This is a genomic window from Burkholderia pulmonis, assembly GCF_984667975.1.
On the sequence record NZ_OZ480186.1, the window covers coordinates 785,917 to 797,940 of the forward strand.

At 69.7% G+C, this 12,024-nt stretch carries 6 protein-coding genes; 4 read left to right on the forward strand and 2 right to left on the reverse strand.

The genetic code is table 11. The features are described 5' to 3' along the window. The first annotated feature begins 1 nt into the window (after position 1). The 4 genes from AC5LXK_RS03665 (at position 2) to AC5LXK_RS03680 (ending at position 10,611) form a co-directional block, all read left to right on the forward strand. Positions 2–7,633 (forward strand): type I polyketide synthase, encoded by a 7,632-nt coding sequence (locus tag AC5LXK_RS03665; protein WP_493390358.1) that lies wholly within the window; start codon positions 2–4, stop codon positions 7,631–7,633. Continuing rightward, positions 7,630–8,547 (forward strand): UDP-3-O-acyl N-acetylglycosamine deacetylase, encoded by a 918-nt coding sequence (locus AC5LXK_RS03670; RefSeq protein ID WP_493390359.1) that lies wholly within the window; start codon positions 7,630–7,632, stop codon positions 8,545–8,547. Before AC5LXK_RS03665 ends, AC5LXK_RS03670 begins: the two co-directional genes overlap by 4 nt. 64 nt (positions 8,548–8,611) lie before the next feature. Next, positions 8,612–9,940, forward strand: a complete 1,329-nt coding sequence (locus AC5LXK_RS03675) for an aminotransferase class I/II-fold pyridoxal phosphate-dependent enzyme (protein ID WP_493390360.1) — start codon at positions 8,612–8,614, stop codon at positions 9,938–9,940. Beyond that, positions 9,937–10,611, forward strand: coding sequence for a GNAT family N-acetyltransferase (locus AC5LXK_RS03680; protein WP_493390361.1), 675 nt, complete (start codon positions 9,937–9,939; stop codon positions 10,609–10,611). Before AC5LXK_RS03675 ends, AC5LXK_RS03680 begins: the two co-directional genes overlap by 4 nt. A gap of 21 nt (positions 10,612–10,632) precedes the next feature. Here the strand turns inward: AC5LXK_RS03680 and AC5LXK_RS03685 are convergent, their stop codons facing one another. Beyond that, the gene (locus AC5LXK_RS03685; protein ID WP_493391178.1) at positions 10,633–11,466 is read right to left on the reverse strand and encodes a class II glutamine amidotransferase; all 834 of its coding nucleotides are present in this window, start codon (positions 11,464–11,466) and stop codon (positions 10,633–10,635) included. A gap of 182 nt (positions 11,467–11,648) precedes the next feature. Next, the gene (locus AC5LXK_RS03690; protein ID WP_014897972.1) at positions 11,649–11,978 is read right to left on the reverse strand and encodes a carboxymuconolactone decarboxylase family protein; all 330 of its coding nucleotides are present in this window, start codon (positions 11,976–11,978) and stop codon (positions 11,649–11,651) included. Between the last annotated feature and the right edge of the window lie 46 nt (positions 11,979–12,024).

Genomic DNA, 12,024 nt, shown 5'->3' on the forward strand with positions numbered 1-12,024 from the left:
GATGAACAGTAAGATTGCAATAATTGGGATGGCTTGTCGGTTTCCCGGAAGCGCGAATAATCTCGGCGACTTCTGGCAACTGCTGCGCGACGAACGCGACGCAGTCACCGAAATCCCCGCCGACCGCTTCGGTACTGATTTCTATCGGCACCCGTCCAAACGCGAACCCGGCAAGAGCTATACGTTCTCGGCCGGCGTGCTCGACAACGTTGCCGGCTTCGACGCTGCGTTCTTCGGTATTTCCCCGCGCGAAGCGACCCAGATGGATCCGCAGCAGCGCCTGCTGCTCGAACTCGCGTGGGAGGCGTTCGAAGATGCGGGCGTGCGCCCGGCCGACATGCGCGGCAGCAACTGCGGCGTCTATGTCGGCGTCGCGGGCACGGACTACGGCAACCGCAGCATGGACGATCTGAATGCGATCGATCCGTATTCGGCAACCGGCAACACGCTGAGCATCGCGTCGAACCGCGTGTCCTACCTGTTCGACCTGCGCGGCCCGAGCATGTCGGTCGACACCGCCTGCTCGTCGTCGCTCGTCGCACTCCATCAGGCCGTCAAGGCGCTGCAGTCCGGCGAAGCCGACGTGGCGCTCGCGGGCGGCGTCAACCTGCTGCTGCATCCGTTCGGCTTCGTCAGTTTCTCCAAGGCGTCGATGCTGTCGCCGCGCGGCCGTTGCCGCGCGTTCGATGCGACCGGCGACGGCTATGTCCGCTCGGAAGGCGGCGCGTTCGTGCTGTTGAAGCCGCTCGATCGCGCGCTGGCCGACGGCGACACGATCCATGCGGTGATCGCCGGCTCCGGCGTGAACTCCGTGGGCCACTCGCCGGGCGGCATCAGCGTGCCGGGCGCAGCCGCGCAAGCGTCGCTGCTGCGCAGCGTGTATGCGCGCGCGGGCATCGATCCGCAGTCGCTCGCGTACCTCGAGGCGCACGGCACCGGCACGGCAGTCGGCGATCCGATCGAGGCGCGCGCGCTGATCGACGTCGTGTCGGGCGAGCGCCCGGCGGATCGTCCGCTGCTCATCGGTTCGGTGAAGACCAACATCGGCCACCTCGAGACGGCCTCCGGCATGGCCGGCCTGCTGAAGGCCGTGCTGTGCCTGAAGCATCGCGCGGTGCCGCGCTCGCTGCACTTCGTCACGCCCAATCCCGGAATCGATTTCGACGGCGGGCGTCTGCGCGTCGTCGATCGCTACATGCCGCTCGATGCAGGTGACACGCCGCTGACGATCGGCGTCAATTCGTTCGGCTTCGGCGGAACGAACGCGCACGTCGTGCTGACCGAGGCGCCGGCTGCCAATGAGGCGGCGGCAACGCCGGAACCGGCTGGTGCACCGTCTCCGCTCGTGCTGACCGCGCGCAGCGCAAGTGCGCTCGGCGCGCTCGCGGTCCGTTATCTGGCGATGCTCGACAACGGCGGCGACTGGCAGGCGCTTGCCGCCGCGGCCGCCCGTCGCCGCCAGTGGCTCGAACATCGCGCGATCGTTGCCCCGGCCGATGCGGCCGAAGGCCGCGAGGCTCTTGCGGCACTGGCGCAACCGGCACCGGAAGGGCAGCCGGCCTGCGTGGCGACCGGCCAGGCACCGGCGGACACGCTGCGCACCGCGCTCGTGTTCTCGGGCAACGGTTGCCAGTGGGTCGGGATGGGCAACGAACTCTATGCGGAGAACGCCGTTTTCCGGGCGGCGCTCGACGAAGTCGACGCGCTGTGGTGCGCCGACGGCAGCCCGTCGCTCGTCGACGTGATGCGCGGCGGCCCGAGCGCGGAATGGCTGGCCGGCGCGGGCGCCGAATGGCTCGCCGCGACGGAGAACGCGCAGCCGTTGCTGTTCGCGATCCAGGTCGGCATGATCCGCGTGATCGACGCGCGCGGCATGCGTTACGACGCGGCGATCGGCCACAGCGTCGGCGAAATCGCCGCCGCGTGGGTGACGGGCGCGTTGTCGCTCGCGGATGCGGTTCACGTGATCAAGATCCGCAGCCGCGCACAGGCGATGACGCGGGGCAGCGGCCGGATGGCGGCCGTCGGGATCGGCGACACAGCGGCACGCGAACTGATCGCGCGTCACGGGCTGGCGCGCCGTGTCGAGGTGGCCGGCATCAACAGCCCCGACGCGGTGACGCTCGCGGGCGAACTGCAGGGCTTGCAGGCACTGGAGGCGGCGCTGCGCGGCAGCGGCAAGTTCTTCCAGATGCTGGATCTCGACTATGCGTTCCACAGCAGCCACATGGATCGCATCGAGCCGGTCGTGCTGGCCGAACTGGCCAGCCTGCGGCCGCAGCCGGGCAACGGCACGTTCGTATCGACCGTGACCGGCGGCGCGCTTGCCGGCACCGAGCTCGATGCGCGCTACTGGTGGCGCAACATCCGAGAGCCCGTGCGCTTCGGCGACGGTATCGCACACCTGATCGAGCAGGGCGTCCGGCTGTTCGTCGAAGTCTCGCCGCATTCGATCCTGCGCACGTACGTGAAACAGGCGTTCGCGGCCGCCGGTGCGACCGGCGTGGTGCTGCCGACGCTCAAGCGCGATCACGGCAGCGCGGCGACGCTGAAGCAGGCGATTCTCTCGGCGATCGCGCATGGCGCGAGCGTCGATCCCGACCGCTTTGCGCCGGGCCAATCGCGTGCGGCATTGCCGTCCTATCCGTGGCAGCGCGACCGCTTCTGGCTGATGCCGACCGTCGAAGGCTACGGTCTCGTCAATCGACGCCGCGAGCATCCGCTGCTCGGCTATCGCCTGCACGAACATGCATTCGGCTGGGAAAACCAGCTCGATCCGGCGAAGCTGCCGATGCTGGCCGATCACGTCGTCGACGGCGGCGTGGCGTTCCCGGGGGCCGGCTACGTGGAAATGGCGCTCGCCGCGGCGCGCACCTTCTTCGATACGCCGGATGCGGCGCTCGAAAACGTCGAGATCCGCACGCCGGTCGTGTTCCAGCCGCAGCAGGCGAAGCTGTTCCGGCTCGTGATCGACCAACGCACCGCAACTTTCACGATCGAGACCCGCGACCGGATGTCCGACAGCGCATGGACGCTGAACGTGACGGGGCGGATGCTCGAAAGCGGCAATGCACTCGGCGCCGCGAGCGTCGTGCCGGCCGAGTTGCTCGAGCGCCTGCTCGCGCTGCCGGCCGCTGACGGCGACACGCTGTATGCGAATACGGCGGCTATCGGCCTTGCGTACGGTCCGGCGTTCCGCTGGGTTCGCAGCGTGCGGGTCGCCACCGGTGAGGACGCGGCGCTGGCCGACGTCGTCGCGCCGGCCGCGTGCGGCGATGCACGGGCGCTGTCCGCCTATCTGCTGCATCCGGCGCTGATGGACAGCGGGTTTCATCCGCTGTTCGCGCTGCTTGCGGCGCATGCGCGCGACGGCGAGCATCCGGCTTACGTGCCGGTGCAGATCGGCCGGATCGACTACCTGCGCGGCGACACGGTCGCCCGCGTGCTCGCGCGGATCGACCGGCGCAGCCCGCATTCGATCGTCGCGCATTTCGAATTCCTCGACGCGCAGGGCGCGATCGTCGCGCGGCTCGGCGGGTGCCGGTTCCGGCGCGTGGATCTCGTCGGGCGCAGGCAGAACCTGCCGTCGCGCTTCGTCTATCGCCTCGAGGAGATGCCGCTGCCGAACGACATCGACACGACCGCTTTGCCGGCGCCCGACGCGCTGCTCGCGCAAGCCGTCGCGCGGCTCGATGCCGCGGAGCTCGACGGTCGCCGGACACAGCATCTGACTGAAATCCTGCCGCTGCTCGACGTGCTGGCGAGCCTGTACGTGCTTCGCGCGTTCGATGCGCTCGGCGCATTCGCCGGCACGTGGCAGCCGGCACCGGAGCGGGCGGCGCTGGCCGCGCGTCTTGCCGACATGCTCGTCGAGGACGGCCTTGCCAGTCGCGACGGCGAGCGTCTCGTACGCGACGACGCGGCATGCGCGGCACTGCCGCCGCTGGACGATCTGTGGCGCGGGCTGCTGGCCGAATCGCCGGGGCACGTGGCCGAGCTGACGCTGCTCGCGCATTGCGGCGCGGCGTTGTCCGGCGTGCTGAGCGGCGCGAAGGACGGCGCACGCTGGCTGTCGCCGACCGGGCACAGCCTGGTCGAGCAGCTGCTTGCCGCATCGCCGACCTGGCAGCACGTGCACGCGCTGCTGGCGGCCGGCGTCGAGCAGGCGGTCGACGCGTGGCAGCCGGCGCGCCGGTTGCGCGTACTCGAACTGGGCGCGACGGACGGCGACGTGCTGCAGACGCTCGGCATGCATCTCGCCGCCGCGCGTTGCGATCACACGATCGCCGCGACGGCCGGCCAGCTGGCCGGTTTCGATACGGATGCGGACGCGGCGGTGCGCACGGTGGTACTGCAGGCAGGCGAGCGGCTGTCGCTGTCCGCCGACGAAGCCGGGCCATACGACCTGATCGTCGCGAACCGTGCGCTGAGCGGCCGTCAAGATGCGACCGATGCGCTGAACGCGATGCGGTCGTGGCTGGCGCCGGGCGGATTGCTGCTGCTGGCCGAGTCGCGCCGCGGCCGCTTCTCCGACATCGTGTTCGGTTCGCAGCCCGCGTCGCCGGAAGCCGGCATGCCGGCGCTGCTGACGCCGGCGGATCTCGAAACGGCACTCGAGCGTGCGGGCTACGTCGACGTCGTGCGGCATGTCGAGCAGTCGCTCGATCTGGACGGCACGCCGACATTCGTCATCGCGCGCAACCCCGCGAGCGTCGCTGCCGGGCAACGTGGCAACGATGCAAGCGATCTCGATTCGCTCGCACGCAGCGAACAATGGCTCGTGATGCACGCGTCGGATGCAGTCGGCGGTTTCGGCGGGCGGCTGGCCGATGCGCTGACGCACGCGGGTTATCCGGCCGATGTCGTGAACATCACGCACGCGGCCGACGAGATTGCGTCGCTGCCGGCCGGGCAACCGGCGCATGTCGTGTTCTGCGCACCGGACACGCCGCTCGCCGAAACGGCGACGGGTGACGGCCTGATGGCCGCGCAGCGTCACGGCGCGATCGCGCTGGCGGCGCTGGTCCGCGCGCTCGGCGCGCAGCCGAACGCGACCACACGGCTGACCGTCGTCACGCGCGGCGGCGCGCCGTTCGCCGGGGCTGCGAATGCGCATCCGGAACAGGCGACGCTGTGGGGCCTCGGACGCGTGCTGGCGAACGAGCATCCCGAGCTCGCGTGCCGGCTGATCGACGTCGATCGCGCGGCGGACGGGATTCCCGATGCGCTGATTCGCGAGCTGACGGGCGCGGCGGTCGAGGAAGAAGTGATTCTGACCGCACACGGGCGCCTGGTGCCGCGCATGCTGACGGCCGCACAGGCCGCGGCGCGCAACGACGGCGCGATCGCGCGCGCGGCGGTGCTCGCGTTCGACGCACCGGGCTCGTTGCGCAACCTCGAATGGTTTGCGTTGCCGGAAAGCGCGCTGGACGAGGACGAGGTGGAAATCGAGCCGGTTGCCACCGGGCTGAATTTCCGCGACGTGATGTATGCGATGGGGCTCCTGTCCGATGAAGCGGTCGAGACCGGCTTCGCGGGCGCGACGATCGGCATGGAGCTGTCCGGCCGCGTCGTCCGGGTCGGCCGCTCGGTGACGACATTCGCTCCGGGTGATGCCGTTCTCGGCTTCGCGCCGGCGTCCTTCGCGACGCGTGTCAGGACGCACGCGCAAGCCATCGCGCCGAAACCCGAGCGCCTGTCGTTCGAGGAAGCGGCGACCGTGCCGACCACGTTCTTCACCGCGTACTACGCGCTCGTCGAACTCGCGCGTCTGCGCCGCGGCGAGCGCGTGCTCGTGCACGGCGGCGCGGGCGGCGTCGGCATCGCCGCGATCCAGCTCGCGCGCTACTTCGGCGCGGAGGTGTTCGCGACGGCCGGCAGCGACGAGAAGCGCGAGTTCGTGCGCCTGCTCGGCGCCGATCACGTGCTCGATTCGCGCAGCCTGGCGTTCGCGGACGAGATCCGCGCGATGACGGGCGGGCAGGGCATCGACATCGTGCTGAATTCGCTTGCCGGCGAAGCGATGGTCCGCAGCATCGATACGCTGCGTCCGTTCGGCCGTTTCCTCGAACTCGGCAAGCGCGATTTCTACGAAAACAGCCATATCGGGTTGCGGCCATTCCGCAACAACATCAGCTATTTCGGCATCGACGCCGACCAGTTGATGGGGGCATTGCCGGAGCTGACCGCCCGCCTGTTCGGCGAAGTGATGGCGCTGTTCGCGGCAGGCGCGCTGCATCCGCTGCCGTATCGCGCGTTTCCCGCCGAGCACGCTGAGGATGCGTTCCGCTACATGCAGCAGGCGCGCCAGATCGGCAAGGTACTCGTGACCTATCCGTCCGGCACGCCGGCGCCGACGCGCGGCGTCGCGCGCGCGGGTTCGCTCGCGCTCGATCCGCATGGCGCGTACCTGGTGGTCGGCGGCACGGGCGGCCTGGGCTTCGCGAGTGCGCGCTGGATGGTCGAACGCGGCGCACGCCGGCTGACGCTGGCGAGCCGCTCCGGCGAACTTGCCGCCGCGGCGCGCGAGGAAGTGGCGCACTGGCACGACACGCTCGGCGTCACCGTCGACGTCGTGTCGTGCGACGTGACCGATGCCGCGGCGGTCGACGCGATGATCGCCGCGATCGTCCGGCGCGACGTTCCGCTGAAGGGTGTGCTGCACTCGGCGATGTCGATCGACGACGGCCTCGTGCGCAATCTCGACGATGCGCGCATGGCGGCGGTGCTCGCGCCGAAGGTGGCGGGCGCATGGAACCTGCATCGCGCGACGCGCGGGCTGCCGCTCGACCTGTTCGTCGTCTATTCGTCGGCGACGACCTGTCTCGGCAATCCGGGGCAATCGAACTATGTCGCGGCCAACAGCTTCCTCGAGGCGCTGGTCGAACATCGCCGCGCGGCAGGATTGCCGGGCACGTTCATGGCGTGGGGGCCGCTCGAGGACGTCGGCTTCCTCGCACGCAACGCCGACACGCGCGAAGCGTTGCAGTCGCGGATCGGCGGAGCGTCGATCACGTCCGACGAAGCGATGGCCGCGCTCGAGCGCACGCTGGTCGCGGGTGCGGCCGGCGAAGCCGTGGTGCGGCTCGACTGGCATGCGGTGGCGCGCGGGATGCCGGCCGCGAAGGCACGTCGGTATTCGCTGCTGCAATCGCATGCGAAGGGCGGCGATGCACGCGACGGCGGCACGCAACTGCGCGAAGAGGTGCTCGCGTTGCCGCGCGACGAAGCGGTCGCGCTGGTTGCGCGCACGCTGCAGGCGCAGATCGCGCGGATTCTGCACATGACGCCCGATCGCATCGCGCTCGACAAGTCGGTGCTCGACATGGGCATGGATTCGCTGATGGGGATGGAGCTCGGCCTCGCGGTCGAGGAAGCGTTCGAGGTCAAGCTGTCGGTGATGGCGATCGCCGAGGGAGCGTCCGTGACGACGCTGGCCGGGCGTATCGTCGATTCGATCGGCGCGTCGGCCGATGCCGGTGCCGATGCGGCGCCGGCAACCGATGCCGCGCACGAGGCCGTCGCGGCGCTTGCCGCGAAGCACGCGATCGCCGGCGAAGCGCGTGCGATGCTCGATACTCGGCCGGCACCTGTCGCGGGCCATGCATCGCCGACGCTGGAGGTCGCTCGATGAGCGCGCCGACCGGCTGGGCGACGAGGCAGGGCACGCTGGCCCGCCCACTGACGATCGAAGGGCGCGGGTTGCACACCGGGCGCCGGGTGCGCGTGCGGATCCTGCCCGTGCGTCCTGAGGACGGCGTGACGGGCATCGCATTCCGCCGCATCGAGCACGGGCGCACGCTCGCGACGCTGCCGGTCGATCCCGCGCTGCGTCGCGCGCAGCCGCTCTGCACGATGCTGCGCAATGCCGACGGCGTTGGCGTTCGCACGGTCGAGCATCTGCTCGCGTCGCTGCTCGCGTGCGAGATCGATCACGCGATCGTCGAGCTCGATGCGGAAGAGGTGCCGATTCTCGACGGCAGCGCCACGCCGTGGGTGGACGCGATCCGCGCGTGCGGACGCGTCGCGCTCGATGCGCCGAAACGCTTCATCCGCGTGCTGCGGCCCGTCGTCGTCACGGACGGCGACGGCGACCAGCGGCGCGAAATGCGGATCGAGCCGGCGCCGCGTTACGAGCTGAACGTGCGCAACGACCTGCGCGGCTTCGGCGACATGCACTGGGACGGCGCGCTGACGCCCGCCGCATTCGCGACCGAAATCGCGCCGTCGCGCTCGTACGGCCGCGTGAAGTGGGCCGTGCCGGCAATCGTCGCCGGCTATCTGCGTGGCGTGCCGATCCTGCGCGGCGCGCGGCCGTCGTGCACGGCGTCCATCGTCGGCAATCGCGTGCTGGGCGGGATGCGGCTGCCGGAGGAGTTCGTCCGGCACCGCGTGCTCGATCTGGTCGGCGATCTCGCGCTGGCCGGGGCGCCGCTGCTGGCGCGCGTGAGCGCGCTGCGGCCGAGCCACGAAATGAATTTCCGGCTGGTCGATGCGCTCTTGGCTGCGCCCGATGCGTGGCAGTGGGCCGAGTTTTCCGAGACCTGAAACCACGCTATTTCAAAATTCGCGGCGTAACATAGCGTCTTTTCGAGATACAGCGAAGGAAGCAATGGCACTGGGAGAGCATCTTCGCCAGCAACTGGCGGCGAAAGCGCTGAAACGGCAACTGGAACGCGCGACCGATGCCGCCGCGGCACCCGGCGTGCCCGGCACGCCGGCAACGCAGGCCGCGTCGGCGCGCAGCCGCTTCGAGTCGATGCCGCAGTATCAGCAGGTCCGGATCATGCGCGAGATGGGCGAGAAACTGCGTGTCGACTCGCCGTTTTTCCGCGTGCATGACGGTGTTGCCGGTGCGACGACGCAGATCGGCGGACGCGAATACCTGAACTTCGCGAACTACAACTACCTCGGCCTCGCCGGCGATCCGGCGGTATCCGCGCGCGCGAAAGCCGCGATCGACCGCTATGGCACGTCGGCATCGGCGAGCCGGATGGTCGCGGGCGAACGCCCGGTGCAGCGCGACCTCGAGCGCGCGCTGGCCGGTTTCTATGAAACCGACGACTGCGTCGCGTTCGTGAGCGGCCATGCGACGAACGTGACCGTGATCGGCGCGCTGTTCGGCCCGGGCGACCTGATCGTCCACGATGCGCTCGCGCACAACAGCATCGTGCAGGGCGCGCAACTGAGCGGCGCGAAACGGCTGAGCTTCGCGCACAACGACTGGCAGGCGCTCGACGATCTGTTGTCGCGCGTGCGTCGCGAATACCGGCACGTGCTGATCGCGATCGAGGGGCTGTACAGCATGGACGGCGATTTCCCCGACCTGCAGCGCTTCGTCGACCTGAAGACGCGCCACGGCGCGTTCCTGCTGGTCGACGAGGCGCATTCGCTCGGTGTGCTCGGTGCGACCGGCAGGGGTATCCGTGAGCATTGCGGCGTCGCACCTGACCAGGTCGACATGTGGATGGGCACGATGAGCAAGACGCTGGCCGGCTGCGGCGGTTTCATCGCCGGCTGCCAGCCGCTCGTCGACATGCTGCGCCATCTGGCGCCGGGTTTCCTGTACAGCGTCGGTCTCGCGCCGATGCTCGCCGAAGCGTCGCTGGCCGCGCTCGAGCGCCTGCAGGCCGAGCCGCAGCGCGTCGCGCAGCTGCAGGCGCGCGGGCGCCAGTTCCTGACCGAGGCGCGTGCCGCCGGGCTGAACACGGGCACGAGTGCGGGCTATGCGGTCGTGCCGGTGATTACCGGGAGTTCGCTGAAGGCCGCGCAGTGGGCGAATGCGATGTTCGACGAAGGGATCAACGTGCAGCCGATCTTCTATCCGGCCGTCGAGGAAAAGGCCGCGCGCCTGCGCTTCTTCATCTGCTCGACGCACGAGCCGGAGCAGATCAGCCGGACGGTAGCCGCACTGTCGCGACTCGCCGGTCGTGGCGCATGACGCAGGCCGCCGCGTTCGTGCAGGCGGCCCCGCGCGCCGACGAGCCGGTGCGGTTCCGCGCGGCCGATGCGGATGATGCGGCCGCGTGCGCGCCGCTCGTGTTTGCATCCGGCGTGGCCGAATTCGGCTTCTTTCTCGGCGAAAGCGATGCGCGTTGCATTGCCTTCCTGCAGCAGGGGTTCCGGTCGCGCCACGGGCGCTTCTCGTGGCGCCGGCACCGTGTCGCGATTGCCGAAGACGCCACCGTGCTTGCCGTGATGGCGATGCACGACGGGCAGCGGACGATGTTCGACGACGTGCATGTCGTGTGGGCACTCGCGCGCTTCTTCGGCGTGCGCCGCACGATCGGCCAGTTGCTGCGCGGGCTGATCCTCGAAACGGAACTTCCCGCGCCGAAGCGTTCGCAGATCCTCGTCGCGCATTGCGCGACGGACGAACGCCTGCGTGGCACGGGCGTCTTCAGTGCGTTGTTCCGCGATGCGCTGGACACAGGCGCGTTGCCGGCCGACGGCAGCCGCGACGTCGTGCTCGACGTGCTGACCCGCAACGTGCGCGCCCGCGCACTGTACGAGCGGCTCGGGTTTGCCGCGCTGCCGCGGCCGCGCGCCCGTTCGCGCCGGCTCCCGGCCGAACTCGATTCGATCCGGATGCGGTTCTCGCGTCGCGCCTGACGGCGCGACAGGTTCCGCCCGTTACTTGTGCCGCGGCGCGAACGGCCGCTGCTGCACATCGGCGCCATGCGCGATGATCGCCATCCCCTCCGGCACTTCCTCCCACGCGCCGCGCAGGTCGACGAGCGGCTCGGACACGACCATGAACGCATCGTCGCCGGCTTCGGCGATGCGCGGGTTGTGCGGATACAGCTCGTGCAGGTGCTTGAACGACGTGCTGTGGAACAGCGAGCGCGATTGCCGTTCGCTCGAATAGCGCACCGCGATGATCCGCTCGCCGTCGGTCGCGCAGATCGTCATGTTGAGCGGGTCGGCCACGCGATGCCGCGCGGCGGTTTCCTCGACCACGCCGACCATCCGCTCGAGCGCCGCCAGCGGCGTCTGCTCGAGGCCGTACGTCAACGCGAGGCGGAACATCAGTTCGGAGTCGGTCGAACCTTCGAGCGTCGGGAACAGCGCGGGATCGACCTTCAGCGTCAGGTCGCGGCGCAGCTTGTGGAAATCGCGGATCAGCCCGTTGTGCGCGAACAGCCAGCGGCCGTGGCGGAACGGGTGGCAGTTGGTTTCCTGCACGGGCGTGTCGGTTGCCGCGCGGATGTGCGCAATGAACATCCGCGAGCGGATCGCACGCGCGGCTTCGCGCAGGTTGCGATCGTTCCACGCGGGATGCACGGAGCGGTAGCGGAACGGGAGTTCGTCGGGATGCCCGTACCAGCCGATGCCGAAGCCGTCGCCGTTGGTGGTCGTCGCGCCCAGCTCAGAATGCAGGCTCTGGTCGATCAGCGAATGCTTTGCGCGGAACAGCACGGTTTCCAGATGGATCGGATTCCCGGTATAGGCGAGCCAGCGGCACATGGAGCGCTCCTTCACGATGGATCGTTCGCGCATGGTAGCCGACTTCGCGGTGCGGCCGCGCCCGGGTGACGGGGCCGCAATCTTCAGACATGGCAGCCTCATGCGCGACGCGCAAACCACCCGGCCGTGCGGCCGGGGGCCACGCGACGCAGCGGCGCGACGGCCGCGCCGCGGTCGTTGGCTCAGTCGCCGAGCGCGTCCATCACGCGCGCCGAGTAGACGAGCGCCGCGCCTGCATTCAGCGCCACCGCTACGCCCAGCGCTTCCGCCACTTCCTCCTTGGTCGCGCCATGTTTCGCCGCTTCGGCGGTGTGCACGGCGATACAGCCGTCGCAGCGCGTCGTGACGGCCACGGCGAGTGCGATCAGCTCACGCGTCTTCGCGTCGAGATGGCCGGTCTTGGCGCCGGCGCCGGACAGCGCCTTGTAGCCGGCCAGCGTATCGGGCGACAGCTTGGCGATTTCGCCGATGCGCGTCGAGAGTTCCTTCCGGTATTCGTTCCAGTTCAGCATGATGCGTCCTTTTCGAGAAGAGGTGAGGAGGGCGGCGGGCGCCGCG

What these genes read in the sequence shown, in the direction of transcription:
- AC5LXK_RS03665 (WP_493390358.1), top strand. Translation starts at nt 2, where the DNA reads ATGAACAGTAAGATTGCAATAATTGGGATGGCTTGTCGGTTTCCCGGA.
- AC5LXK_RS03670 (WP_493390359.1), top strand. Translation starts at nt 7,630, where the DNA reads ATGAGCGCGCCGACCGGCTGGGCGACGAGGCAGGGCACGCTGGCCCGC.
- AC5LXK_RS03675 (WP_493390360.1), top strand. Translation starts at nt 8,612, where the DNA reads ATGGCACTGGGAGAGCATCTTCGCCAGCAACTGGCGGCGAAAGCGCTG.
- AC5LXK_RS03680 (WP_493390361.1), top strand. Translation starts at nt 9,937, where the DNA reads ATGACGCAGGCCGCCGCGTTCGTGCAGGCGGCCCCGCGCGCCGACGAG.
- AC5LXK_RS03685 (WP_493391178.1), bottom strand. Translation starts at nt 11,466, where the DNA reads ATGTGCCGCTGGCTCGCCTATACCGGGAATCCGATCCATCTGGAAACC.
- AC5LXK_RS03690 (WP_014897972.1), bottom strand. Translation starts at nt 11,978, where the DNA reads ATGCTGAACTGGAACGAATACCGGAAGGAACTCTCGACGCGCATCGGC.